At 38.6% G+C, this 24,318-nt stretch carries 28 protein-coding genes, 2 tRNA genes and 1 pseudogene; 22 read left to right on the forward strand and 9 right to left on the reverse strand.

Features of this window, described 5'->3' with window-relative positions; genetic code table 11:
* Positions 1–64 precede the first annotated feature (64 nt).
* Positions 65–1,510, forward strand: a complete 1,446-nt coding sequence (ffh, locus tag H6F62_RS09790; protein ID WP_190371928.1) for a signal recognition particle protein — start codon at positions 65–67, stop codon at positions 1,508–1,510.
* Between the two features lie 56 nt (positions 1,511–1,566).
* Here ffh and H6F62_RS21185 read toward each other — a convergent pair whose 3' ends face one another.
* On the reverse strand, positions 1,567–1,692 hold the full coding sequence (locus tag H6F62_RS21185; protein ID WP_277878589.1) for a hypothetical protein: 126 nt from the start codon (positions 1,690–1,692) through the stop codon (positions 1,567–1,569).
* Between the two features lie 36 nt (positions 1,693–1,728).
* On the opposite strand from H6F62_RS21185, the gene H6F62_RS09795 reads away from it, so the two are divergent.
* On the forward strand, positions 1,729–2,469 hold the full coding sequence (locus tag H6F62_RS09795) for a Uma2 family endonuclease (RefSeq protein ID WP_190371929.1): 741 nt from the start codon (positions 1,729–1,731) through the stop codon (positions 2,467–2,469).
* A gap of 167 nt (positions 2,470–2,636) precedes the next feature.
* Entirely contained in the window at positions 2,637–3,215 is a 579-nt protein-coding gene (locus H6F62_RS09800) for a Uma2 family endonuclease (protein ID WP_137907639.1), read from the forward strand.
* A gap of 63 nt (positions 3,216–3,278) precedes the next feature.
* On the opposite strand, the gene H6F62_RS09805 is transcribed toward H6F62_RS09800, so the two are convergent.
* Both H6F62_RS09805 and H6F62_RS21190 read right to left on the reverse strand, forming a co-directional pair.
* Positions 3,279–3,467, reverse strand: coding sequence for a cyanobactin biosynthesis PatC/TenC/TruC family protein (locus H6F62_RS09805; RefSeq protein ID WP_236097104.1), 189 nt, complete (start codon positions 3,465–3,467; stop codon positions 3,279–3,281).
* A 14-nt stretch (positions 3,468–3,481) separates the two neighbouring features.
* Entirely contained in the window at positions 3,482–3,673 is a 192-nt protein-coding gene (locus H6F62_RS21190; RefSeq protein WP_347238704.1) for a cyanobactin biosynthesis system PatB/AcyB/McaB family protein, read from the reverse strand.
* Positions 3,674–3,783: 110 nt separating this feature from the next.
* Here H6F62_RS21190 and H6F62_RS09815 point away from each other — a divergent pair, with 110 nt between their 5' ends.
* Entirely contained in the window at positions 3,784–3,993 is a 210-nt protein-coding gene (locus tag H6F62_RS09815) for a type II toxin-antitoxin system HicB family antitoxin (protein ID WP_168465420.1), read from the forward strand.
* A 208-nt stretch (positions 3,994–4,201) separates the two neighbouring features.
* Entirely contained in the window at positions 4,202–4,885 is a 684-nt protein-coding gene (locus H6F62_RS09820; protein ID WP_190371930.1) for a Uma2 family endonuclease, read from the forward strand.
* Here the strand turns inward: H6F62_RS09820 and H6F62_RS09825 are convergent.
* The 3 genes and pseudogenes from H6F62_RS09825 to H6F62_RS09835 form a co-directional block, all read right to left on the reverse strand.
* The gene (locus H6F62_RS09825) at positions 4,878–5,483 is read right to left on the reverse strand and encodes a hypothetical protein (protein ID WP_137907638.1); all 606 of its coding nucleotides are present in this window, start codon (positions 5,481–5,483) and stop codon (positions 4,878–4,880) included. The two genes, H6F62_RS09820 and H6F62_RS09825, sit on opposite strands and share 8 nt — an antisense overlap.
* 63 nt (positions 5,484–5,546) lie before the next feature.
* Positions 5,547–5,882 carry a XisI protein gene (locus H6F62_RS09830; protein WP_137907637.1) on the reverse strand — a complete coding sequence of 112 codons (336 nt, stop codon included), beginning with the start codon at positions 5,880–5,882 and terminating at the stop codon, positions 5,547–5,549.
* 33 nt (positions 5,883–5,915) lie between these two features.
* A pseudogene (locus H6F62_RS09835) lies at positions 5,916–6,131 on the reverse strand (element excision factor XisH family protein); the annotation flags it as partial.
* Between the two features lie 68 nt (positions 6,132–6,199).
* Here H6F62_RS09835 and H6F62_RS20920 point away from each other — a divergent pair.
* Both H6F62_RS20920 and H6F62_RS09840 read left to right on the forward strand, forming a co-directional pair.
* Positions 6,200–6,379 (forward strand): hypothetical protein, encoded by a 180-nt coding sequence (locus tag H6F62_RS20920; protein ID WP_228036437.1) that lies wholly within the window; start codon positions 6,200–6,202, stop codon positions 6,377–6,379.
* On the forward strand, positions 6,363–7,625 hold the full coding sequence (locus tag H6F62_RS09840) for a PatA/PatG family cyanobactin maturation protease (protein ID WP_242025962.1): 1,263 nt from the start codon (positions 6,363–6,365) through the stop codon (positions 7,623–7,625). The genes H6F62_RS20920 and H6F62_RS09840 overlap by 17 nt, the downstream gene beginning before the upstream one ends.
* A 51-nt stretch (positions 7,626–7,676) precedes the next feature.
* Here the strand turns inward: H6F62_RS09840 and H6F62_RS09845 are convergent, their stop codons facing one another.
* On the reverse strand, positions 7,677–7,865 hold the full coding sequence (locus H6F62_RS09845) for a hypothetical protein (protein WP_190371931.1): 189 nt from the start codon (positions 7,863–7,865) through the stop codon (positions 7,677–7,679).
* A 68-nt stretch (positions 7,866–7,933) separates the two neighbouring features.
* Here H6F62_RS09845 and rpsP point away from each other — a divergent pair, with 68 nt between their 5' ends.
* From rpsP to H6F62_RS09920, 15 genes are all read left to right on the forward strand, one after another.
* Positions 7,934–8,194, forward strand: coding sequence for a 30S ribosomal protein S16 (gene rpsP, locus H6F62_RS09850; protein WP_137907635.1), 261 nt, complete (start codon positions 7,934–7,936; stop codon positions 8,192–8,194).
* A gap of 7 nt (positions 8,195–8,201) precedes the next feature.
* Complete coding sequence (locus H6F62_RS09855; protein ID WP_137907663.1) at positions 8,202–8,588, forward strand: KH domain-containing protein; 387 nt, start codon at positions 8,202–8,204, stop codon at positions 8,586–8,588.
* A 411-nt stretch (positions 8,589–8,999) separates the two neighbouring features.
* Positions 9,000–9,950 carry a PhoH family protein gene (locus H6F62_RS09860; protein ID WP_190371932.1) on the forward strand — a complete coding sequence of 317 codons (951 nt, stop codon included), beginning with the start codon at positions 9,000–9,002 and terminating at the stop codon, positions 9,948–9,950.
* A 60-nt stretch (positions 9,951–10,010) separates the two neighbouring features.
* Positions 10,011–10,418 carry a ChuX/HutX family heme-like substrate-binding protein gene (locus tag H6F62_RS09865; RefSeq protein WP_137907633.1) on the forward strand — a complete coding sequence of 136 codons (408 nt, stop codon included), beginning with the start codon at positions 10,011–10,013 and terminating at the stop codon, positions 10,416–10,418.
* A gap of 79 nt (positions 10,419–10,497) precedes the next feature.
* Positions 10,498–11,274 (forward strand): DUF6816 family protein, encoded by a 777-nt coding sequence (locus H6F62_RS09870; protein WP_137907632.1) that lies wholly within the window; start codon positions 10,498–10,500, stop codon positions 11,272–11,274.
* Between the two features lie 158 nt (positions 11,275–11,432).
* Positions 11,433–11,515: transfer RNA gene (locus H6F62_RS09875), tRNA-Tyr, on the forward strand.
* Between the two features lie 88 nt (positions 11,516–11,603).
* Positions 11,604–11,675: transfer RNA gene (locus tag H6F62_RS09880), tRNA-Thr, on the forward strand.
* Positions 11,676–11,850: 175 nt separating this feature from the next.
* The gene (bchI, locus tag H6F62_RS09885; protein WP_028083523.1) at positions 11,851–12,969 is read left to right on the forward strand and encodes a magnesium chelatase ATPase subunit I; all 1,119 of its coding nucleotides are present in this window, start codon (positions 11,851–11,853) and stop codon (positions 12,967–12,969) included.
* Positions 12,970–13,551: 582 nt separating this feature from the next.
* Positions 13,552–14,709, forward strand: coding sequence for a GUN4 domain-containing protein (locus H6F62_RS20425; RefSeq protein ID WP_199290873.1), 1,158 nt, complete (start codon positions 13,552–13,554; stop codon positions 14,707–14,709).
* Positions 14,710–15,182: 473 nt separating this feature from the next.
* On the forward strand, positions 15,183–15,875 hold the full coding sequence (locus H6F62_RS09895) for a DUF3800 domain-containing protein (RefSeq protein WP_190371933.1): 693 nt from the start codon (positions 15,183–15,185) through the stop codon (positions 15,873–15,875).
* Positions 15,876–15,951: 76 nt separating this feature from the next.
* Positions 15,952–16,506 carry an RDD family protein gene (locus tag H6F62_RS09900; protein ID WP_190371934.1) on the forward strand — a complete coding sequence of 185 codons (555 nt, stop codon included), beginning with the start codon at positions 15,952–15,954 and terminating at the stop codon, positions 16,504–16,506.
* Between the two features lie 46 nt (positions 16,507–16,552).
* A complete protein-coding gene (gene rpmG / locus H6F62_RS09905; RefSeq protein WP_010998585.1) occupies positions 16,553–16,747 on the forward strand; it encodes a 50S ribosomal protein L33 in 195 nt (64 codons plus the stop codon).
* A gap of 2 nt (positions 16,748–16,749) precedes the next feature.
* Positions 16,750–16,965: a 30S ribosomal protein S18 gene (gene rpsR / locus H6F62_RS09910; RefSeq protein WP_137907629.1), complete on the forward strand. Its 216-nt coding sequence runs from the start codon at positions 16,750–16,752 to the stop codon at positions 16,963–16,965.
* A 201-nt stretch (positions 16,966–17,166) separates the two neighbouring features.
* Entirely contained in the window at positions 17,167–19,227 is a 2,061-nt protein-coding gene (locus H6F62_RS09915; RefSeq protein WP_137907628.1) for a ribonuclease R family protein, read from the forward strand.
* 164 nt (positions 19,228–19,391) lie between these two features.
* Positions 19,392–20,483: an extracellular solute-binding protein gene (locus H6F62_RS09920; RefSeq protein WP_190371935.1), complete on the forward strand. Its 1,092-nt coding sequence runs from the start codon at positions 19,392–19,394 to the stop codon at positions 20,481–20,483.
* A 2-nt stretch (positions 20,484–20,485) separates the two neighbouring features.
* Here the strand turns inward: H6F62_RS09920 and H6F62_RS09925 are convergent, their stop codons facing one another.
* Both H6F62_RS09925 and uvrA read right to left on the reverse strand, forming a co-directional pair.
* Complete coding sequence (locus H6F62_RS09925) at positions 20,486–21,016, reverse strand: hypothetical protein (RefSeq protein ID WP_137907661.1); 531 nt, start codon at positions 21,014–21,016, stop codon at positions 20,486–20,488.
* A 285-nt stretch (positions 21,017–21,301) separates the two neighbouring features.
* Complete coding sequence (gene uvrA / locus H6F62_RS09930; RefSeq protein ID WP_190371936.1) at positions 21,302–24,244, reverse strand: excinuclease ABC subunit UvrA; 2,943 nt, start codon at positions 24,242–24,244, stop codon at positions 21,302–21,304.
* Positions 24,245–24,318: the final 74 nt, after the last annotated feature.

Raw genomic sequence — 24,318 nt, forward strand, 5'->3', positions numbered from 1 at the left:
GTATTGAAGATCCTGAAAAACTTACCAAATATTCTCAACAGACTAACTACATTGTAACTGAACTATGTTTGATGCACTATCTGACCGTTTAGAATCCGCCTGGAAAAAACTGCGAGGACAGGATAAAATATCAAAATCTAACATTCAAGACGCTTTACGGGAAGTGCGTCGGGCTTTGTTGGAAGCAGATGTTAATCTTCAAGTCGTTAAAGATTTTATTAGCGAAGTTGAAACCAAAGCACAAGGGGCTGAAGTTATCAGCGGTGTGCGTCCTGACCAACAATTCATCAAAATTGTTTATGATGAACTGGTGCGGGTCATGGGGGAGGAAAATGTTCCCTTAGCGGAAGTTACAGGGAAAACCACGGTTGTGTTAATGGCTGGTTTACAAGGAACAGGGAAAACCACAGCTACAGCCAAATTAGCCTTACATTTACGCAAACAAGAGCGTAGTTGCTTATTAGTGGCTACGGATATTTATCGTCCCGCAGCAATTGATCAATTAATCACTCTGGGTAAGCAAATTGACGTACCAGTTTTTGAACTGGGAATTGAGGCAGACCCTGTAGAAATTGCGCGTCAGGGTGTGGAACGCGCCAGAGCAGAAGGCATAAATACAGTAATTATTGATACTGCCGGACGGTTGCAAATAGACGCAGGGATGATGGCGGAATTAGCCCGTATTAAACAGGTAGTTGAACCCGACGAAACCTTGCTGGTTGTGGACGCAATGACCGGGCAAGAAGCGGCAAATCTAACGCGCAGCTTCCATGATAAAATTGGTATTACAGGGGCAATCCTGACAAAAATGGACGGGGATAGCCGAGGTGGTGCAGCGTTATCTGTGCGGCAAATTTCCGGCGCGCCGATTAAATTTGTGGGTGTGGGGGAAAAAGTCGAGGCCTTGCAGCCATTTTACCCGGAACGCATGGCTTCGCGGATTTTGGGCATGGGGGATGTTCTCACCCTAGTAGAAAAAGCCCAAGAAGAGATAGATTTGGCAGACGCGGAGAAAATGCAGGAGAAAATCCTGTCAGCGAAATTTGATTTTACTGACTTTCTCAAGCAAATGCGGTTGTTGAAAAACATGGGGTCATTAGGTGGAATCATGAAGATGATTCCGGGTATGAACAAGCTTTCCGATGACCAGTTAAAGCAGGGAGAAACCCAGTTAAAACGCTGTGAAGCGATGATCAATTCCATGACTGGAAAAGAGAGACGTGATCCAGATTTATTATCTAGTTCTCCCAGTCGGAGAAAGAGAATAGCGGCTGGTTCTGGATACAGAGAAGCGGATGTAAGCAAACTAGTGGCGGACTTTCAAAAAATGCGATCGCTCATGCAGCAAATGGGACAGGGTGGCATCCCCGGTATGCCAGGAATGTTTGGGGGTGGAAATCCTTTAGCCGCAGGAAATCGCCCGGCACCGGGCTGGCGTGGTTACCCCGGTGGCGCACCACCAGCGAAGAAAAAGAAAGAGAAAAAGAAAAAAGGCTTTGGCACTCTTTAGAATTTGAGCATAAAATCCCGGATTTTTTCCATAAATTCGGGACTTGCCAAAGGTAGTTAACTACGGAGTTTGTCTAAAGTCTCAAAAAACGCAAAGCGATCGCAAATCACCATAAAATTACTATTATTACTATAATTACTATAATTGTTGATATATTCATCAGTGCCACTGCTTGTGTTCAAAACTTTATTTACCTTTGGTAAAATGGAGATTTAGATATGGTACAGCAACTTATACCACCGGAAATCAAACCAGAAATCATCTACCCTGATAGTGATGGCAACCCTATGTCCGATAATACTAAACAATATGAATGGATTGTTAAAATTAAGGAAAATTTAGAAATATTATTCGCACCAAACGATGATGTATTTATAGCTGGTGATTTACTTTGGTATCCTGTAGAAGGAAGTGTAAAAACCCGACAAGCACCTGATGTTATGGTGGTGTTTGGAAGACCCAAAGGTGATAGAGGTTCTTATAAACAATGGCAAGAAAATAATATTCCTCCCCAAGTGGTATTTGAAATCCTTTCTCCAGGAAATACTACCAAAGAAATGGCCAAAAAAATCCTCTTTTATCAACGTTATGGAGTAGAAGAGTATTATATATATAATCCAGATACAATTGAATTAACAGGATTTATTCTTGAACAAGAATGTTTAGAGGCAATTGAGGATATTAATAATTGGGTCAGCCCGCGTTTAGACATACGTTTTAAACTCACAGCAGATAACTTAGAAATTTATTATCCTCATGGCGGTAAGTTTCTCACATCTGTAGAATTAAATCAACGTGCAGAAAAGGAATATCAACGCGCCGAGCAGGAACAGCAACGTGCTGAACAGGAAAAACAACGTGCTGAACAAGAAAAACAACGTGCCGACCAAGAACACAAAAATTATCAAGACCTATTAGCAAAATTAGCAGCTAAAGGTATTGATCTCAATAATCTCTAAAAATTAGAATTATATCCCCAAATTCTCAAAGAAGTCGGGGATATGAAAACTGCACCAACTAACACCACCAACTAACACCAAATGCGACCACCACGGAAAGGTTTATCAGGTTCAGTGTGTTGGGATTTTTAGAATATATAATAGCAAATCCTCAAGGAGCAACATATATGACTACAATTCAGGTTAAAAGCTTCACCCTAGAAGAATATCACGAACTCATCGAAATTGGCTTTTTAAAAGAAGATGATCACATTCAATTAATTAACGGAGAATTGGTAGAAATGGTATCAAAAGGTACGGCACATGAAACTTGTTTAAGAAAGCTATTAAAGGAACTTCCAAAACTTATAGAAGATAGAGCAATTCTGCAATCTCAAGCCCCTATCAGTATACCACCCAAAAGCGAACCAGAACCAGATTTTGCCATTGTCAAAAACCGTGATGATGATTATTTTTCATCTCACCCACAAGGGACAGATATATTGTTAGTCATAGAAGTTGCAGATTCTTCCATAGACTATGACCAAAAAGTGAAAATACCTCTTTATGCAAAAGCGGGAATACCTGATTATTGGATATTTAATTTATTAGATAATTGCTTGGAATGTTACAGTGAACCATATCAAAATAAACAGGGGATATTTGGGTATACAAATAAGCGAATTGTTTTACCTACTCAGGTGATATCTTTACCTTGGTTTACTGATTTACAGCTTGATTTAAGTAAAGTGTTTCCTGTGTATTAATGAATATCCCCAACTTCTCAAAGAAGTCGGAGATATGAAAACCGCACCAACTAACACCACCAACTAACACCAAATGCGACCACGACGGAAAGGTTTATCAGGTTCAGTTTGTTGGGCTTTTTGTCTAGCCATTTCCTGTGACCAAAAACCATAATCTTCCAAACCAGTAGATAACAATTTGCGTTCAATTTCTTGTGACTGTTGAGGTTCTGGTTGACTCGAATTTGCGGGGGTTTTCTTTTGTTTACTCATAACTTTGATAACTCCTAAATTGCACAACTGCAAGAAGATTTAATTTGCTGATAGCTACGATTTTGAAATGCGGCGGGGTCATTATAATTAGCACCATGTAATAAGTCCATACGAATGCTAACAAGGAAATAATAGCTGGAAGAATAGAAAATTTGAATCTTTATTATCAAATGAGTTCTTCTACAACCACCAACAGAAACTAACAATAACCTGTAATTCTACCTGGCAAAGACAGCAAAGATGCAAAACCCTATCAAGAGAAAGATATAATAGAAAGTATCAAATAACTTGAACAACTAGAAAAAGGAGATGAACTATGAAATATAGTATTCTAATTCAATGGTCCCAAGAAGATCAAGCGTATATTGCTTTTTTACCTGAGTGGGGAAAATATGCTAAAACCCACGGAGAAAGCTATGAAGAAGCTCTAGAAAATGCTAAGGAAGTGTTAGAAGATTTGCTGTATGGCTATAATCAAATCGGTAAGCCTATACCCCAACCCCAAATATTACAAAATATAGCTTAAAAAAGACATAATCTGACAATAATGATATCTATAAGTTAGATGTAGGTTGGGTTAAGCGACAGCGCAACCCAACAACATTAAATCACAAAATCACCGAAATGTTGGGTAACATCCTGTAAATCCTGAAATCCTGTACTTCGACTCCGCTCAGTAACCGTAAATCGTGATTGGTGACAATTTCATTTTCTGCAAAATTTGAGCAAATTTTATGATATCTACTACTGCAATTTCTCCCATCTTAACTATTCCTCCCCTAGAAAACGGCGACAAATTAACCCGTCATGAATTTGAACGGCGTTATCATGCCATGCCGAATCTCAAAAAAGCCGAATTAATTGAAGGAGTAGTTTACGTGGCATCACCATTAAGAATCAAAAGTCATGGAGAACCCCATGCTTATATTATGACTTGGCTGGGAGTTTATAAAGCAGCTACACCGGGCATAGGTTTCGCCGATAATGCCACAGTGCTAATAGATACAGATAACGAACCACAACCGGATGCTTTATTAAGAATTGAAACAGGAGGACAATCAAGAATAAATAAAGATGATTATGTAGAAGGTGCGCCAGAATTAATTGTGGAAATTGCTGCTTCTAGTGCTTCCTATGATGTGCATGAAAAACTCAAAGTTTATCGTCGTAATCAAGTCCAAGAATATTTAATCTGGCGAGTTTATGACTATCAATTTGATTGGTTTAGATTACAACAAGGGGAGTATATTCAACTTCAAGCCAATGCAGATAATATAATTTGTTCCCAAGTATTCCCCGGTTTATGGTTAGATAAAACAGCATTATTAGGAGGAGATTTAGGTAGAGTATTAGCTGTTTTGCAGCAGGGTTTAGCAAGTCCAGAACATGAGAATTTTATTAGTAGATTATCTAGTTAGCAGCAGTTACCATCCAAACTAAAATTCCTAAAATGACATCAACAGGAGGAAGGGGATAATCTGTAAAATCAATTGTTACAGTTTGTTCCGTTAATTGTAGAAATCGCCAAACAGTACCATTAGTGACGCTACCATAAATTGTAGGAATGGGTTGATTATTAATTTCATTAAATTTTTGAGCAGCAATCATTTCCGCAATACACTGGCCAATACCCGGATTTAAGTCTGATTTTTTAGCTTCCACAATCATAACTGCTGGTGCTTCCACTTCTAACTGTTCTGCTGAAAGACTGAGAACAAAATCACAGACTCCATTCAATCCTAAAGCCGAATCTACAGTAAAATCTGTACCAGAAAATAAACTAATTTTTCTTTGTAAAATCTTACGAACCTCTAGTAAAACCGGACTAATGATTAACTCAGAACGTGCTTTTTCACTTCCTGTCGCTATAGCTAATGGTAAACTTTCTGCTAAAAAATCAGTCAGGGTTGCACTAGCAGCTATTGGTTGGATTTCTGGCAGAAACTTTTGATTTTCAATGGTGTTTATGCCAAAGGTTTGCTTGACTTTTCTGAGGGTAAAATCACTGTATGACATAATGTGACATAATGTAAATATTTCCAAAAATGATGTACAATTCATGTAAAATATATGTGAAAATCAACCAACAGCAAAACCTGTATATTGTCTCACTAAAGGTTCATGAAATGCTAAAACAATATCTGATTTTGGCACTCCTAATTTAACTAATTCATCTGCTATACCAATCTCAGTTCCATCATGTTGTATCCAAATTTTCTGATCTTTAATATCCAAATGCAAAACACAACCATGCTGCCGTTTTCTATTTTTCCAACCCACATACATCAATTGATAATGATCACCAAAACTATCAAAAATTAATTGTTGTTCAATTTCATCTTTAGCTGAACCTAATTGAGCATATTCTGTGATCACTTGTTTGACATAATTGCGATATTGTTCTAGTTTTTCCATGCTACAATTACCTCCTGAACTGGATCATAAATCATGATATTGAGAAATATTAGATGTACCAATAAAACTCTTAATTTCTACAGCTATTTTTTCTCCTTCTCTTTCAGCAGCTAAAACTTGCTCTGCACCGAGATCAATATACATTTCCACATCACCGACTTCTATCCTTAAAGGATCATCTGTAATCACCCAACCGTCTTTTTCTAACCCGATCCTAACAGCATCATGAAAAATATCTTTAGCTGGCATTAACTTTATAAAAAATTAGACTTTTCACCCATAATCATAACATCAATTACAACAACACAATCAAAATCATGCCTAACCTTACCGACATCCCCGGAATCTCCCAAATTTGGACACGCACAAAAGGCGACCCTCGCATTAAAATTGCTATCCTTGATGGTGCTGCTGATTTAGAACGCAGTTGTTTTCAAGGGGCAAAATTTAGTCAATTTAAACCCTACTGGGCAGAAGATATTGAACTTAAACGTTGAATACTATTATTATCTCAATTTATATTTAGATTTTAACAAACAACAAAAAGACAAAAAAGACGACCCCGACCACGATAAAGAAGAGGCAAAAAAAGAACGGGAGGCATTTTTTGCACCTTTCCCTCCAGCTATTAGACAACGCATTGAATTATCCAGTCATGCTACTCACATTTCTAGCACAATTTTAGGGCAACACGGCACACCCGCCCCTGGTATTGCCCCTTTATGTACAGCATTAAATATTCCTATTTCCTTCGCTAATGATGATTTTATTTCCCCTATCAACCTTACCCACGCTATTAATACCGCTTGGCAATGGGGAGCGAATATTATCCATATCGCTGCTTGTCACCCTACCCAAACCGGAGTAGCACCTGATTTATTTGCCCGTGCTGTGAAACAATGCCAAGATAACAATATGTTAATTGTTGCCCCAGGTGGTAATGATAAAGGGGAATGTTGGTGTATTCCCTCTATTCTTCCTGGTGCAGTGAATATGGACGGGGCAATTATCCCTGCTAATCCCTATGATAGCCGGCAAATGGTGAATTATCTATCAGAAAATCCCGCTGAAGCTAAACCTTTAATTTGGACTCTTAACCAAGAATTAACTCCTATTTATGCTTTAGAACCTGTAAGTGGTTTTGCCGCAGATATCTATGAAACTCTAATTGCTATGTTAGAGGGACAAATTCAACCAGAAGATAGTGATGATTTTGTGGAACGGGTAAGTATTCCTGCAAGATTAACAGATAGAACTGTGGAATTATTTTCTGGTCAAGTTGTGCCTGTAATTACTCTAACTAATACTAGGGGAATGTATGGCTGGAAAGTCAATAGTTTAGTAGATATGTCAATGCAAACTGTAATTACGGAAGCTACACCACCAGCCCAAGAAATGGCCATGAGAAAGGCTTTGAGTAGTTTCTTAAATCGAGTATACTATGATTTGCGAAATTTAGGACAATTTGCTAAAGATCGAGCGCTGAATTTTTCTGTAACTAATGCTTTTCAAGCGGCTTCTAGTTTTTCTCAAGCTATTTCTACAGGGATGCAGCTTGATAGTATTGAAGTGCAAAAAAGTCCTTTCTGTCGCATTAATAGTGATTGTTGGGATGTGAAATTAAAGTTTTTTGACCCGGAAAATGGCCGCAGAGCTAAAAAAGTCTATCTATTTACCATTGACGTGAGCGATCGCATTCCTGTAACTTTAGGTCAAGTTCGCTCTTGGTCTGTGCGGAAATAAGCACCTAGTCTAGCTCAAGACCTAGAATTTATCAAAATCGTTTATAATGAATTAGTGCAGATAATGGAGTAAAGATTGAGGTGCTACAACTGTTTTATCCCGAAACCACGGGAGCAGGGGGCTTAAAAGAATATCTTTCTTACCGACAACTGACAACTGACAACTAACTAATAGCCATTCACGGCCAAGAAGTGCTAAAATTAGCGTTTCAGTGTCGGAAATTGTGAACGCGGGTGTCATAACCCAGTCACTTCCTCATCAATCAGTTGCAAACTCACTAACTAGGAACAGGAGAAACAGTTCTCAACATGATCAAACTGCGTTTAAAAAGATTTGGCAAAAAGCGAGAAGCAAGTTACCGAATTGTTGCCATTAACAGCCTGGCTCGTCGTGACGGTCGCCCCTTAGAAGAATTAGGATTCTATAATCCCCGAACAGATGAAGTAAAATTAGACATTCCTGGTATTGTGCAGCGACTACAACAAGGCGCTCAACCTACTGATACAGTCCGTCGTATTCTCGTAAAAGCTAACGTTTTTGAACAGGTCAGTGCAACAGCCGCATCATAGTTTTGAGATTAAATCCTTAGCAACCAGTCCCAATTATGTTGGGCTGGTAAAGTTTCTTGTGCAGCCGTTTTTAGAATCTCCAGAATCTTTAAAGGTTGATTGTGAAATATCTCAAACCCTGAAGCGGGCTTGGGTACGCATTGCTTTTGATAGTACAGATAAAGGAAAAGTGTTTGGTAGAGGGGGACGCAATATCCAGGCAATTCGCTCTGTAATTGCCGCCGCAGCAGAACTAGCTGGTCAATCAGTATACCTGGATATCTACGGTGGTGCTTCCCCAGGTCGGGAAAGTATGTCTTTTGATGAAGAACAGGAAGAGCGGACACTACCACCCAAGTCGAAAGAAAGAGAGAGTAATATTCCCAAACCTGTTGTTAAACCACGTTTGCGGTAATATCAGCTGCATGAAAATTAAATATTAAAAATTAAAAAAAGCGGATTAAATAAGCTTTTGAGAAATTTTTAGTATTTGGTTAATTTCCGCCTTTGTCAAGTAGTCAGTTGAGATTGTTGGAGACGGGAGACAACAGTATTGTCAAATCTTGGCTAATAATTCCGTGTTTATTGCGGATTTACCAGCCAAGAATTAACAAGTGTTGTCAGCCTATTTCCCAATCATAAACATATTAACTAACGGAAAGTTAAATTGCCCCGCTGAGGTAGCCACGGGGTCGCTACCCTTACATGAAATGTAAATCATTTATATGGTTAATTTTGTCTACCTACTTAGACAATTTTAAATTTACATGGAATAGGAAAATATTAATTTTGTTAAAAACCATTTTTCACCCAATTCAAGAATAATATGGCAGATGATTTGATCCAACTGCCTAATATGTCCAGTGCGATCGCTTTAGCAGGATATAGTGAGGCTAATATCAAGTTTTTATCTCAACAAACAGGAGCTAATTTAGTTCTGCGGGGACAAGAATTATTAATTTCAGGGACACCAAAACAGGTAGAATTAGTAAAGAAATTGGTGCGATCGCTAGAAAATTTATGGAGTAAAGGTAATAATATCTCTAGTGCTGATATTCTCACAGCCCGTCAAGCCCTCGATACCAATACAGAAGACCAATTACAGGACTTACAGCGCGATATCCTAGCCAAAACTCGCAGAGGGTTAGAAATTCGCGCTAAAACCTTTCACCAACGCCAATATATAGACGCGCTTCGCAGACGCGATTTAACCTTTTGTATTGGTCCTGCGGGAACAGGGAAAACCTATCTGGCTGTAGTTGTCGCAGTTCAAGCACTACTTAGTAATCAATTTGAACGGTTGATTTTAACTCGTCCCGCAGTGGAAGCCGGGGAAAAACTCGGTTTTTTACCGGGAGATTTACAGCAAAAAGTTAATCCCTATCTGCGTCCCCTTTATGATGCCATTAATGAGTTTATAGACCCGGAAAAAGTCCCCAATTTAATCGAGCGGGAAATCATCGAAGTTGCACCACTGGCCTATATGCGGGGAAGAACCTTAAATAATGCTTTTATAATTGTTGATGAAGCCCAGAACACTACACCGGCGCAAATGAAAATGGTCTTGACGCGCTTAGGTTTTAATTCCCGGATGGTGATTACAGGTGATATTACGCAAACTGATTTACCAGCATATCAAAAATCCGGCTTAGATGTGGCTTTACAAATTTTAAAAAACGTAGAAGGGATTGCTATTTGTGAATTTTCTCAGAAAGATGTAGTGCGTCATCCTTTAGTACAGCGCATTGTTGCTGCTTATGAGAAATATGAAACGTAGTAAATTAGTTATTGGTTATCAATCTGAAATTGAACACTCACTAGTAAAAAATTAACAAATATGACAACAACATTGAAAGAATTTTTAGAAGCTTGTGAAAGCTTAGGAACTTTGCGGTTAATTGTCACCAGTAGCGCCGCCGTTTTAGAAGCAAGAGGAAAAATAGAAAAGCTATTTTACGCAGAATTACCAAAAGGTAAATATGCAAATATGCACACCGAAGGCTTTGAATTTCATTTAAACATGGACAAAATCACCCAAGTGAAATTTGAAACAGGTGAAGCCAAAAGAGGGAATTTTACAACTTATGCAATTCGGTTTTTAGACGAAAAATCAGAACCTGCATTAAGCCTATTTTTGCAATGGGGTAAACCAGGAGAATACGAACCAGGACAAGTAGAAGCTTGGCAAGTTTTAAAAGCAAAACATGGCGAAATTTGGCAACCTTTACCCGTAGAAATTTTGTAATTTTTCGTTTCTTTCAGATCCCCGACTTATTTGATAAGTGGGGGAGTAGGTTTAATATTGAATTATTGAATTATTGAATATGTTTACAAAAATAATTGTTAGTTGTTGCTTAATGCTTTTATTGTTTTTAGGAAATAACGAAGCACAAGCGGGAGAATTAGCGGAACATTTAGCCAAATTCCCCCAATGGGAAAAATTAACATCAGTCAAACCAGCAGAGGGAGATTTATTGTACCCTGACTGGATAGCTGGTAAGTGGAAAGTAACAAGTACATTAGTAGATTTAGCAGCACCGTTAGCACCGAATATAGTCACACCAGGCTTTGAAAATAATCGCAGTCAATTAAATAAACCAATTAGTTTTTTAGTCAGATTTGTGAAAGTTAAACCAACTAATTCAGGTTTAAAAATTCTTGCTTATTTCCAAAATCAAACACCAATATTAGTAGCTGATAGAGAATTTAATAGTTTAAATTTAACCAGAGCGTATTTAGGAGATGAAACTGTATTATCATCCAAGGTAGATCCTGAATCTCCTAATCGTCAAATTACATTTTTGCGGGGTGAACGTCAATTAATTTCCATTGTCACTGCTCGCGCTACAGAGAGAATATCAGAACATCAATTCATCACTTCCGAAGTTTTTCAACAATTATTTAAAGGTGGTTCTCGTCCCTATTTGAATACTGTAGAATCAACCACCGCTTACCAAAAACTTTCCACCTCTTCCCCAACCATTACAGCCGACCAAGTTACCGCTGTCTACCTTTCCCCCCAAGATCCTGATTATTTTACCGCAGGTTCTCGACCAGTAGCATTATATCGCTATCGCTTAGAATTTTTCCCTTCCAGCTGAAGTTTCAGGTCAAAATGGTGTTTAACCCCGCTTGTACTTGTGAGCAACTGGGAAAACTGGCTTGGAGTAAAGGATTTAGGCTTTATGAAAAATATTTTCTCTAACCCCTTGCCAAACTTAAAAACTATTGCTATTATAGTTGAGCGTGGGACACAAACGGGTCGGTGTCCGAGTGGTTAATGGAGACGGACTGTAAATCCGTTGGTTTACGCCTACGCTGGTTCAAATCCAGCCCGGCCCACCTCTTACGGATGTTAGGAATTATAATTGCTGTGTAATGATAAAATACACAGCAATATAAATCTTGATTTACAAATTGTTTCAGTTTTGCCCGTGTGGCTCAGTGGTAGAGCACACCCTTGGTAAGGGTGAGGTCACGAGTTCAATCCTCGTCACGGGCTTTTAAAAAAGCATATAACTTACCCAAGAGTTGCGAAAGAATGAACCACGAAGAAGGGTTAACCTAAGGGTTTGAACAATATCTACCATTGGAAATTTGCTGTCATACCCATCCCGTCATCTCCCCAGATGTGTCAAAATAAGGAATTGTCATCAAAAATATTATAAGGTAATTTAGTGACTTCAACTGCTCAAGCTAGTGCGAGTGCGCGTCGTGCGGTCTTTCCATTTACAGCCATCGTTGGTCAAGAAGAAATGAAACTGGCGCTGCTACTAAATGTCATTGACCCCAAAATTGGTGGTGTAATGATTATGGGCGATCGCGGCACCGGCAAATCTACAACTATCCGCGCATTGGCGGACTTATTACCGGAAATACCTGTTGTTGCCAATGACCCCTTCAACAGCGACCCCAACGACCCGGACTTAATGAGTGATGAAGTGCGTCAACAAGTAGCCCAAGGGTTAGAAGTTCCCATTGCTCATAAAAAGGTGCAAATGGTAGATTTACCATTAGGCGCAACAGAAGACCGGGTTTGTGGCACAATTGACATTGAAAAGGCTTTATCTGAGGGTGTGAAAGCTTTTGAACCAGGACTACTAGCTAAAGCCAACCGAGGGATTTTGTACGTTGATGAGGTCAATTTGTTAGATGACCACTTGGTAGACGTTCTTCTTGATTCCGCAGCGAGTGGTTGGAATACCGTTGAACGGGAAGGGATTTCTATTCGTCACCCCGCGCGGTTTGTGCTTGTTGGTTCAGGAAACCCAGAAGAAGGGGAACTGCGTCCTCAATTACTCGACCGTTTTGGAATGCACGCAGAAATTCACACAGTTAAAGAACCAGCTTTACGGGTGCAAATTGTGGAAGAAAGAGGGGAATTTGACCAAAATCCTGCTGTATATTTGGAAAAACACCAAACTCCCCAAATAGCATTACAACAGCAAATTGTCAATGCTCAGGAATTATTACCACAAGTTAATTTAGACTATGATTTTCGGGTGAAAATTTCCGAAGTTTGTTCAGAATTAGATGTGGATGGTTTGCGGGGTGATATTGTCACTAACCGCGCTGCTAAAGCCTTGACCGCTTTTGAAGGACGAACAGAAGTTACAGTTGACGATATTCGTCGCGTAATTACTTTATGTCTGCGTCACCGTTTGCGGAAAGACCCCTTGGAATCTATTGATACTGGCTATAAGGTAGAAAAGGTCTTTTGTCGGGTTTTTGGTGTGGAACTTCCAGAAGATTCCTCACAAAAAAACGGTGCGGGAATGAAAGCCGGAGTGCGTTAGTGATCATCTGGAGACGTTCTGGGGAACGTCTCTAAAACCGTTAATTAACAACTAACAAATTAAGTAGGTTGGCGTTAAAAATTGTCGTTATTTATTGAAAACCCATTGACGATAATTAATGTTTTTTCTTAAAAAAAGCCCATGCAGATTTTATCTAAAAAAATTCTACAAAAAATAGTTGAGAATTGCAAGCTCTGAAATAAACTTTTTGCGTTAACTTATTGAGAAAATTCTCAAGATTATTGAGAATATAGGCTAATATAGGGTACTTGTGCTTTTTTGCTGAAAAATGATTTAAATAACTTATTGGATATATTCAGATGTATAAGAATCATTGATGATGGTGCGTTACGCTGTCGCTAACACACCCTAGCTAAATGAAGCTCTTTCTCGCTAATTACAGCAGTTTCCGATATTATGAAGTACAGATATTAATAATAAAACTCTTGTGGTGCGGGCATCTTGCCCGCACAAGGTTTTAGAACTTATGAACTTGAGAACTTTGCGCCTTTGCGTGAAGTAGAAAGAAAGGGTATTATAAATAATAGTATTATAAAAAACAATTATTACAGACAAAGAACTATGAAATTTTCCCAGGGATTAGGAGTAATTCTAGGGACAACAACCCTAGCTTTAGTACAATACCAACCCGTATCTGCTTTAACCTCTGTAGAGGTTAATGATATTGCTAAACCAATCACCGTCATGATTGGAGGACTAGATGGTAAGGGTTCAGGAGTAATTATTGCCAAAAATGGTAATACCTACACTGTGCTGACAGCCAATCATGTGGTTAAAAAAGCGGGATATGGTATTTATGAAATTATCACCCATGATGGGCAAAAATACCCCATGGAAAGCGCTCAAACTGTGGGAAAACTGGATTTAGCCTTAGTTAGATTTACCAGTTCTAAAAATTATCCCTTTGCTAAAATTGGTGATTATCGGACAGTTAAAGAAGGTGCAACGGTATATAATTCTGGATTTCCTATTCCTTCTAGTTCTAATAATCAACAGCGAAATTACTTCTTCATTACAGCCCAAATCACATCTAGGGGAAGGGGAGAAAATCTGGGATATGATTTATTTTTCAGTGGGAGTCCAAGACCGGGGATGAGTGGGGGACCAATATTAAATGACCAGGGGGAAGTAATTGGTATTTATGGTAAAGCTGAATATGGCATAAGTGAATCAGCGTTAGCAAGAGATGGAGTTCAGGGAATACCGACGGAAAAATTCCCGAATTTAATTAGTATCATATTTCAAAAATTAGAAGCATTGTTAAAAGCAAAAAAATGGCGAGATGCAGATTTAGAAACTTGGAAGTTGATGAAAAAGTTAACTAAACGAGAACAGCAAGGATGGTTAAGAGTTGAAGATGTGAAAAATTTTCCCAGACAGGAATTGCGAAAAATGGATCAATTATGGGTAAAATATAGCAATGGTAAATTTGGTTTTTCTGTACAAAAGCAAATTTGGCTGGACTTGGGAGGCAAGTTAGGTGGAGAACCCGACTGGGATACTTTTAAGAAGCTAGGTGATCGCGTTGGTTGGAGAAAAAATAATGAATGGCTCAGTTACGATAGTTACACCTTTAATAAGGATGCACCACAGGGACACCTCCCTTCTACTAAGGTTTTAGGTAGTTTCGTGGAACTGTGGTGTTGTGTGTGTCCACGGAAGGATCCGCTCCATTCCACTTTGGTTACTCTTTTCTCTTCTCTAGACTATAACCCATAAGCGTTACACAAGATTATAAGTATTTCTGATCAAAAAATAAACAACCGATTTATTAAGCTTTGGGGATTTCATAGTTTGTAGGTTGGGTTGAAGCATGAAACCCAACATGAGCCTCGGGTTGCACTGTCGCTTAACCCGACCTACAAAAAATAAAGTATTACCTGATACAGAAATATTTGATTAAATAGGCATATAGAGACATTACACCTAAAAACTTAGTATTGTACTTTACTTTAGTTAAAGTTAAACGTGCTGTATCTTGGTTAAATAGCTTGATTTTATTAGTATGATTAGGTTTCTAATTTTAACAGTGTATAAAGTTTTGACGGGTGTATAAATATAAAAAATTAGTCATCCTACAAACAAAATAGCTGCTATAATGTGAATAGCAGTCAAGAGGTCTGACTTTTTCGGATCGTGGTAGCTAGGTCTACCCTTGACTGATTTTTATTGTTTAAGTATACATAAAAACCATGTACTTGCTGTATGCAGACGAGTCAGGTACTACCCATGACCAACACCAGCAATATTTTGTACTGGCTGGATTTTGTATGTTTGAACGTCAAGGCTATTGGATTTCTGATCAGCTTGATAAAATTGCTGCTAAATTTGACCCTGCTGATCCTTTATCAGTTGAATTACACGGTAGTCCAATGCTAAGTGGTAGAGGAAAGTGGAGAAGCTATCCAAAAAATGATAGAGAGAAAGCACTTGAAGATATTTTACAAGTTTTTTTACAGTCACACCCAAGTAACCGACTATTCGCAAGTGTCATCAAAAAGACTTTAGTATCGCCAAAAGATCCTGTTGAGGTTGCATTTGAACAACTTGCTAGTAGATTTGATAGATATCTGATCAGGCTTCATAAACATGATAATACACAGAGAGGAATTATCATTTTCGATAAATCTACTTATGAAACAACCATTCAATCTTTAGCAACTGATTTTAGAACCATTGGATATAGTTGGGGTGTGATCAGAAATTTTTCTGAAGTACCGTTATTTTTAGATTCAAAAGCTTCGAGACTAATTCAACTTGCTGATATACTCGCTTACGCAATTTTCAGAAATTTTGAAAAGGGAGATAGTAGATTTTTTTCTATCATTCAGCAAAGATTTGATTCTGAAGGCGGTATAGTGCATGGTTTACACATATTACAATAGAATTAAATAAATTGATATTGATTTTGTATGATTTATTCTATGATACGTTACCTATACTACCTGTGATGTAAAGGGTATGACTCTTGTTAAAGCAAATCAAAGACACTACCAGAAAGGAGACATTACCCGTCGGGGTATGGCCTTAGCTCTTGACTTCTTGACCGCATGGTTTCTCAGTTCTATCGTCAGAAATAATCAAATCGGTGTACAATTTACCCAAATCTTTGTTTTTATTTTTGCTTGGCTAATTTTTCGCGTCGTCATAGTTTACAATAATCAGGGACAAAGTTTAGGACGTTGGGCATTTGATTTAAAGGTACTAGAAGTCGTAAATGGGGAAATAGTCAATAAAATCCCCCAATTTCAGACGTTATTGCTCAGAGAAGGGATTATTTGCTTTTCTAGCTTATTATTATCCATTTTCTTGACTAATATCATTCTCAATCCCACTGCTATCGTGTTATTGCTTCCCCTAATCATTGACAGCTGTGCTGCTTTATCTGATACTCAAATGCGTCAGTCTTTCCATGACCGCTTTTTTCGGACTATCATAGTTTCCTCCCAACGTGGTTATTCTTTAGATCTAAAAATTAAAAGACTAGTTGAAAAATTTCAGCGAAATGTGAGATAATGACCATTTGTGTTAATTGTCTCCAGGCTTTACAGTTTGTAAGTTTATGGCTAAGAGTAAAGGTGCGCGTATAATAGTGACACTAGAATGCACCGAGTGTCGGACAAATCCAGATAAACGTTCCCCTGGTGTATCCCGCTATACCAGCACTAAAAACCGTCGGAACACAACCAACCGTTTAGAACTGAAAAAGTTCTGTACCCACTGTAACAAACACACAGTTCATAAGGAAATTAAGTAAGAATGAGTTATTATCGTCGTCGTCTTTCTCCCATTAAACCAGGGGAGGTCATTGATTATAAAGATGTAGATTTGTTACGGAAGTTTCTCACCGAACGTGGTAAAATACTACCTCGGAGAATTACTGGGTTGACTTGTCAGCAACAACGGGTGCTGACTCTAGCTATTAAACGGGCCCGGATCGTGGCTTTGTTACCCTTTATTAACGCCGAAGGTTAAGAAGATTTTGGATTTTGGATTTTGGAAGATCATCCAAGAAAAGTGGCGGTTGCATAGGTATTGCGCGGTTACTTTGAGTCCAAAATCTAAAATTTAACAATTAATTAATGGGATAATGGGCAGAAAAGGATTAGATACTGGTTATTTAATCCCGAATCTCCAGTCTAAAAATCTAAAATATAAAACTAAAGTGCGACAGTTGTGGATAAGGGGACGTTAGTTGAATTTAGGGTTCAAAGCGATCGCCGTCTGGGGGTGGTAGATCGTCCAGATGGGAAAACTCGTTGGTTTGTAGTAGATGAACGTGGTCAATCCCACAGCCTCGCACCGCGCCAATTTACTTACACAGTTAGCGGACAAATCTATAAACCAGGGGAAATTCCTGAGTTTTTAAATCAAGTCCAGCCTTATCTAGATCCGTCGAGTTTGGAAGTAGCATGGGAACTACTGATTGAAGATGGGGAAACTGTCACCCCTCAGCAAATGGCGAATCTACTGTTTTCGGAATCAGCCCCTCCCCAGTGTTATGCAGCCCATTGTTTGCTATCAGAGGATAAACTCTATTTTAAGCAAAAAGGGGAGGCTTACGAACCACGCAGCGCAGCCCAGGTAGCAGAACGCAAGCACCAGATGGCTGTAGAATCACAAAAAGCAAAGGGACAGCAGGAATTTTTAGCCCGTGTAGAACAGGCACTTCAGGGCGAAGTGGTAGAATGGCAAAGAATAGATCGCCAGCGTTTAGAAGCATTAGAAAAGTATGCGACTCTGCTGGCAGATGTGATCATGCTGAAGGTGAATTACGACTCTTTAGCCCGTGCTTGTCCGCCTCCAGCTTCAGTATTAGAAACTATGAATATGCTGGGACGTTCTGCTACGCCCCAGGGTGCTTTTCAACTATTGATAGATTTGGGTTGGTGGAGTTCTCATGAAAACCTGTTCCTACGCCGTTCATCAATTTCTGTTCAATTTCCTCATCAGGTATTAGAAGTGGCGCAAGAACGTTTGGATTTCCCTAGTACAGATTTAGACACAAACCGTCTCGATCTCACTCATCTCAAGGTATACACCATTGATGATGAAAGCACGACGGAAATAGACGATGGTTTGAGTTGGGAGGTATTACCAGATGGAAGAGAACGGTTATGGGTACATATAGCAGATCCTACCAGGTTATTAATACCAGATGATGAATTAGATTTGGAAGCGAGAAAACGGGGGAGTACGGTTTATTTACCTACGGGGATGATTCCCATGTTTCCAGAGGTGTTAGCTACAGGTCCGATGAGTTTGGTACAGGGGAAAGTCTGTTGCGCTCTCAGCTTTGGGGTGATTTTAGATCAAGTTGGGTCTGTAGAAGATTATTGTATACATACTGGTTTAATTAAGCCTACCTATCGTCTCACCTATGAAGATGTAGATGAGATGTTGCAATTGGGAGTACAAGCAGAACCAGAAATTGAAGCGATCGCTAATTGGGCAAAAATACGCAAAAATTGGCGTTATGGTCAAGGGGCTATTAGTATCAATATGCCAGAAGCGATGATCAAAGTCAAGGACGATGATATCAATATTGATATTTTAGATGATTCTTTGTCCAGGCAACTAGTAGCAGAAATGATGATTCTGGCTGGAGAAGTTGCCGCCCGTTATGGTCAAACCCATAATATCCCTCTCCCCTTTCGCGGTCAACCCCAACCGGAATTACCTCCAGAGGAAGAATTACTGCAATTACCAGCCGGTTTTGTCCGTTCCTGTGCTATGCGTCGTTGTATGCCTAAGAGTGAAATGAGTATTACCCCTGTGCGTCATGCTGGCTTAGGTTTAGATACTTATACACAAGCTACTTCTCCTATTCGCCGTTATAGCGACTTACTGACCCATTTCCAATTGAAAGCACATTTACGCGGTGAAGGTTTACCTTTTTCTGCGGAACAACTCAAAGAAGTGATGATGACAGTCAGCAGCGCCACCCAAGAAGCAACGATGGTGGAACGACAAACTAATAGATATTATGCTTTAGAATATTTACGTCGTCATCCTGAAGAAGTTTGGCAAGTGACAGTATTGATGTGGTTGCGAGAAGATAGCAATTTAGCGCTGATTTTATTAGAAGATTTGGGTTTACAATTGCCTATGTCCTTCCGGCGTTCTGTGAGTTTGGGAGAAAATTTATTAGTAAAAGTTAGTTTGGCTGACCCGCAAAAAGATTTGATTCATTTCCAGGAAATTATGTATCAAGAAGCCCAATCAATTATAAATTAATTAGCGATTGACCTAAAGTCCACGCAGGTGGACTTTGTTTGTGTAGTAGCGACAAAAGTTAGGTTAACATAATCAAACCAAACTGTGTCAAGAAACGTAAAATCGCTGAAAACTTCTTTACTCTTGCCTTTTGCCTCTTGTCTCTTGCCTTAAATGCAAAATCCATGGACAGACGATCTTTTTTATTAGGTACAACTACTTTAGCACTTTCTCAAATCATAATTGGGTGCGAGACAAAGCAACCGCCTCTGAATGTACAGCTATTAAAAAATTCCATTCCCGGTCAGGTAGTTAATCAGTTTCGGAAAAGTGTAGAGTCAGGGGGAAAATTGAAATTTACCCCACTTGATCAGATTGAGGAATTATTTAAATTATTGCAAACTTGGCAAAAACCACCAACTAATAAAAATCAAAAATCATTGCCAGCAAATTTGGTAACATTGGGAGATTATTGGTTACAAGCAGCAATTAATCAGAAATTGATTCAACCCTTATCAACAGAAAAGATCCAAAATTTAGCTAAACTAGATGAAAAATGGCGACAATTAGTTAAGCATGATCAGGAAGGGAAAATTTGGGGTATTCCTTACCGCTGGGGGAATACAGTCATTGTTTATAATCAAGAAAAGTTTGAAAAGTTAGGATGGAAACCGAGAGATTGGAGTGATTTATGGCGCAGCGAATTAGAAAATCGAATATCTTTACTTAATCATCCGCGAGAAGTAATTGGTTTAGTGTTGAAGAAATTAGGAAAATCTTATAATACCGAAAATATTCATCAAATCTCCTCCTTAGAATCAGAATTACAAGCATTAAATAAACAAGTTAAATTTTATGATTCTACAAACTATTTAGAACCATTAATCATTGGGGATACTTGGTTAGCAGTAGGATGGTCAAATGATATCATCCCAATGATCAGTCGTTATCAAAAATTTACCGCAGTTGTTCCCCAGTCAGGAACAGCAATTTGGGCAGATTTATGGGTAAGTCCTACAGGAGTTAGTAATGATACTCTAGCATATAAATGGCTAGATTTTTGTTTGCAACCGAATACATCTGGGCAAATTGCTTTACTAACTAAAAGCAATTCTCCCATTGACAATAATATTGCAATCACAGATATCCAGAAGCCCGTACAGAACTTGTTATTGAATAATTCAGAAATTTTTGCCAAAAGTGAATTTTTACTTCCCTTACGCCCTGAAGTAACACAAGAGTATGAAGATTTATTTATGAAGATGAAAAAATCGTAATTTTAGAAAGAGGGACGCAAACCAAATTTGCTTTGATTATTCATCTGAATACTACAGGAAACGGGAGTTTGAGTAAAATTACAGGTATAAGCTGCTAAAAGTTCTTTTTGATAGTCAAAAACTCGAATATTGTAACCAGACTTACTAGTTAAACTCCCCAAACGATTGACAAAAACATACTGTTCTAAATAATCTAATAAAATCCAAACTTGCTGATTAACAATTAAATCTACTCGTGGGGGTTCAGACTGGGAAGCAGGGTAAACTATCCAATTATCCAAAAGCTTGTTTTCCGAGTTTTCCTGAGACCACCATAAACTAGGAATTGTCAATTTTTGGGGATGAATAGTTTTAGAAGTGATGATATTATCTTTTGGTTGAGTGAGTAAATCTAATTCTAAAGGTGCTTGAGAAGGTAAAGGGATATTTTGGGATTTTGACGGAAGAATAGGAAAAAAGCAAGAAGTAGTAAAAGTGAGAATTGCTAATAATAGCTGGGGTTTTTTGTGGGTAAATAAATTATTTTGACTCATATATTTTCCTGTATTAATAATAAAACTCTTGTGGTGCGGGCATCTTGCCCGCACAAGGTGTACCTCACTCAAAGCTACTTGCTGTAATACTTTTAACTCTCTAACTTTCCTACGCATATGTGATTATAAAACATTTTTAGTATTTAAGATCCCTATATTTCCATGCAAGGAATTATTTTTGATTTTGAAAATATTTGAACTCTAAAAGTCAGATCAAGGACTCCCGGATAAGTCCTCTCTCCGTAATCTTTCCTTCGCGCCTCTGCGCTTCTGGGTGAGAAAAAATTACCCCATTGCTGGATATTGAGCCAACACCTGCCGTAAATATTCCCCAGTATAAGAACGGGGATTATTGGCCACATCTTCGGGCGTTCCCGCAGCAATTATTTCTCCTCCTTTATCTCCTCCTTCTGGTCCTAAATCTATTACCCAATCTGAACAACGAATCACATCTAAATTATGTTCAATGACTAAAATTGAATTTCCTTTATCTACTAATCTTTGTAAAACGTCTAACAATTTGTGAACATCATAAAAGGATAAGCCTGTGGTTGGTTCATCTATTAAATATAAGGTTTTTCCGGTCGCGCGTCGAGATAATTCTGTCGCTAATTTCACCCGCTGCGCTTCTCCACCAGATAAGGTTGTGGCTGGTTGTCCTAATTGGACATAACCTAAACCAACATCTACTAATGTTTGTAATCTCGTTACGGCTTTGGGAATATTTTGACAAAAATCTAATGCCTCTTCAACGGTCATGTTCAAAACATCAGAAATTGATTTATCTTTATATTTAACTTGCAGGGTTTCTCGGTTATATCTCGCACCTTTGCAAATTTCACATTGCACATAAACGTCAGGTAAAAAGTTCATTTCAATGACATTTACACCCTGTCCACTACAAGCTTCACAACGTCCACCTTTGACATTAAAGGAAAATTGTCCAGCTTTATAACCTCTGGTTTTCGCTTCTACAGTTTGGGAAAAAACATCACGAATAATATCGAAAACTCCGGTATAGGTTGCGGGGTTAGAACGGGGAGTTCTCCCTATAGGTGATTGGTCAATGACAATGGCTTTATCAACACAGTTTAAACCTTTGATTTCATCTATATCTTTGGGTGCGGGAGATTTTTTGAGTAAATGATGTTGTAATGCTGGATAAAGTAATTCATTAATTAAGGTAGATTTTCCTGAACCAGAAACACCCGTAACAGAAACAAGTTTTCCCAAGGGAATTTCTACATCTACATTTTGTAAGTTATTGCGACGCGCATTTTTAATAGTTAAAGCTCGGCCATTTCCTTCTCTTCTCTTGGTGGGAGTATTTATGACTCTTTTTCCTGATAAATAAGCCCCGGTTAAGGATTTTTCTGCATTGAGTAAATTCTCTAAATTTCCTTGAGAAATAATATGTCCTCCATGAATTCCCGCCCCAGGACCAATATCAACTATATAATCAGCCGCGCGGATAGTTTCTTCATCATGTTCGACGACTATTAGGGTATTTCCTAGGTCCCGTAATTTGGTTAAGGTTTTTAGTAATCTGGCGTTATCTCTTTGATGTAAACCGATACTTGGTTCGTCTAAAACGTATAAAACTCCTGTTAGTCCTGAACCAATTTGTGTCGCTAACCGAATGCGTTGAGCTTCTCCACCTGATAATGTCATGGCGGGACGATCTAAGGTGAGGTAATCTAAGCCAACATCTAATAAAAATTGTAATCTGGCTTTGATTTCTCTCAAAACTAAATCAGCTATTTGACTTTGGCGATCGCTCAATTTTAATTTTTCTATTCTTTCTCGACATTCCCGAATGGAAACGGTAGTAAAATCTAAAATTCCATATTGTCCCAATTTCACAGCTAAGGCTTCGGGTTTTAATCTTTTCCCTCCACAAACTTCACAAGGTTGATCAATTAAATATTCTTCTAATTTCTGTTTAATTAACTCTGTTCCCCCTTCATATTGTCTTTGTAAAATCGGAATTACGCCTTTAAAAATTTGCTTTTTCTCGGTTGGATTTTTCGGTTCTTCTTCTCCATACAAGACAATTTTTTGCTGTTGCGCTGTCAATTTCCCCCATTGAGTTTGTAACTCAAACCCATAATTTAACCCCACAGCATACAATAACTCTAAATAATAGGAATTTTCCTTTTCTGACCAAGGAGCGATCGCTGCATACATAGGCGAATTTTCATCAGGTACAACCAACTCCGGGGAAAATCTTCTTAAAGTCCCGATCCCATGACAATGGGGACAAGCGCCATAAGGTGAATTAAAAGAAAACAACCGTGGGGATAATTCTTCCATTACCGCACCATGTTCGGGACAAGCAAAGTTTTCTGAAAATACCATTTCTTTGGGTAATTCTTCTTCAGAAATACCTTGATTTTTTCCTTCAGTTGATATATACTTACTATCAGGTCGCTCCAGCGCTATCTTATTTAATGTATCATCTAATACCTCAATTATGGCAATACCGTGAGATTGCTTAAGACAAGTTGCTAGAGAATCTACCAAACGCTCTTGAATACCATCTTTTTTAACTAATCTGTCAATAACCAGTTCTATAGTATGTGTGCTATTTTTATCTAACTCAATCAAATCAGATAGCTCTCGGACCTCCCCATTTACCCGCAAACGAGCGAAACCTTGGGAAGCTAAACCAGAAATTAATTTGCGGTGAGTTCCTTTTTTTCCGCGGACTACAGGGGCTAAAATTTGGAAGCGGGTGCGGTCGGGAAGTTCCATAATGCGATCGCACATCTGGTCTATGGTTTGAGGCGCGATAGAGTGATCACAAAGGGGACAATGAGGTTCACCCGCTCGACCATATAACAATCGCAAATAATCATAAATTTCCGTTACTGTTCCCACTGTGGAACGGGGATTATGGGAAGTTGATTTTTGGTCAATGGAAATTGCGGGACTTAAACCCTCAATTGCTTCTACATCAGGTTTATCCAATTGTCCCAAAAATTGGCGAGCATAGGCGCTTAGGGATTCCACATAACGACGTTGACCCTCCGCAAAGATGGTATCAAAGGCCAAGGAGGATTTACCCGAACCAGAAACCCCGGTAAAAACAATCAAACGATCACGGGGTAATTCCAAATCAATATTTTTCAGATTATGCTGTCTAGCACCCCGAATGCGGATAGTATTTTGGCTATGATTAGGGGATGGAAGCACATCATTTAAACAAGCGGCTAAATTTTCTGACATATTGACAGGCTAGGGAAAGTTACACAATGAAACAATCCTTAATAATACTATCTTTATCTGGTTTATGGTAGAAT

Origin of the sequence: Anabaena sp. FACHB-1391, from assembly GCF_014696755.1 — a bacterium.
Classification (GTDB): Bacteria; Cyanobacteriota; Cyanobacteriia; order Cyanobacteriales; family Nostocaceae; genus Dolichospermum; species Dolichospermum planctonicum.

Coding starts and splice junctions, on each gene's coding strand:
- ffh (WP_190371928.1), top strand. CDS start 65: ATGTTTGATGCACTATCTGACCGTTTAGAATCCGCCTGGAAAAAACTG.
- H6F62_RS09795 (WP_190371929.1), top strand. CDS start 1,729: ATGGTACAGCAACTTATACCACCGGAAATCAAACCAGAAATCATCTAC.
- H6F62_RS09800 (WP_137907639.1), top strand. CDS start 2,637: ATGACTACAATTCAGGTTAAAAGCTTCACCCTAGAAGAATATCACGAA.
- H6F62_RS09805 (WP_236097104.1), bottom strand. CDS start 3,467: ATGAGTAAACAAAAGAAAACCCCCGCAAATTCGAGTCAACCAGAACCT.
- H6F62_RS09815 (WP_168465420.1), top strand. CDS start 3,784: ATGAAATATAGTATTCTAATTCAATGGTCCCAAGAAGATCAAGCGTAT.
- H6F62_RS09820 (WP_190371930.1), top strand. CDS start 4,202: ATGATATCTACTACTGCAATTTCTCCCATCTTAACTATTCCTCCCCTA.
- H6F62_RS09825 (WP_137907638.1), bottom strand. CDS start 5,483: ATGTCATACAGTGATTTTACCCTCAGAAAAGTCAAGCAAACCTTTGGC.
- H6F62_RS09830 (WP_137907637.1), bottom strand. CDS start 5,882: ATGGAAAAACTAGAACAATATCGCAATTATGTCAAACAAGTGATCACA.
- H6F62_RS20920 (WP_228036437.1), top strand. CDS start 6,200: ATGCCTAACCTTACCGACATCCCCGGAATCTCCCAAATTTGGACACGC.
- H6F62_RS09845 (WP_190371931.1), bottom strand. CDS start 7,865: ATGACACCCGCGTTCACAATTTCCGACACTGAAACGCTAATTTTAGCA.
- rpsP (WP_137907635.1), top strand. CDS start 7,934: ATGATCAAACTGCGTTTAAAAAGATTTGGCAAAAAGCGAGAAGCAAGT.
- H6F62_RS09860 (WP_190371932.1), top strand. CDS start 9,000: ATGGCAGATGATTTGATCCAACTGCCTAATATGTCCAGTGCGATCGCT.
- H6F62_RS09865 (WP_137907633.1), top strand. CDS start 10,011: ATGACAACAACATTGAAAGAATTTTTAGAAGCTTGTGAAAGCTTAGGA.
- H6F62_RS09870 (WP_137907632.1), top strand. CDS start 10,498: ATGTTTACAAAAATAATTGTTAGTTGTTGCTTAATGCTTTTATTGTTT.
- H6F62_RS20425 (WP_199290873.1), top strand. CDS start 13,552: ATGAAATTTTCCCAGGGATTAGGAGTAATTCTAGGGACAACAACCCTA.
- H6F62_RS09895 (WP_190371933.1), top strand. CDS start 15,183: ATGTACTTGCTGTATGCAGACGAGTCAGGTACTACCCATGACCAACAC.
- H6F62_RS09900 (WP_190371934.1), top strand. CDS start 15,952: ATGACTCTTGTTAAAGCAAATCAAAGACACTACCAGAAAGGAGACATT.
- rpmG (WP_010998585.1), top strand. CDS start 16,553: ATGGCTAAGAGTAAAGGTGCGCGTATAATAGTGACACTAGAATGCACC.
- rpsR (WP_137907629.1), top strand. CDS start 16,750: ATGAGTTATTATCGTCGTCGTCTTTCTCCCATTAAACCAGGGGAGGTC.
- H6F62_RS09920 (WP_190371935.1), top strand. CDS start 19,392: ATGGACAGACGATCTTTTTTATTAGGTACAACTACTTTAGCACTTTCT.
- H6F62_RS09925 (WP_137907661.1), bottom strand. CDS start 21,016: ATGAGTCAAAATAATTTATTTACCCACAAAAAACCCCAGCTATTATTA.
- uvrA (WP_190371936.1), bottom strand. CDS start 24,244: ATGTCAGAAAATTTAGCCGCTTGTTTAAATGATGTGCTTCCATCCCCT.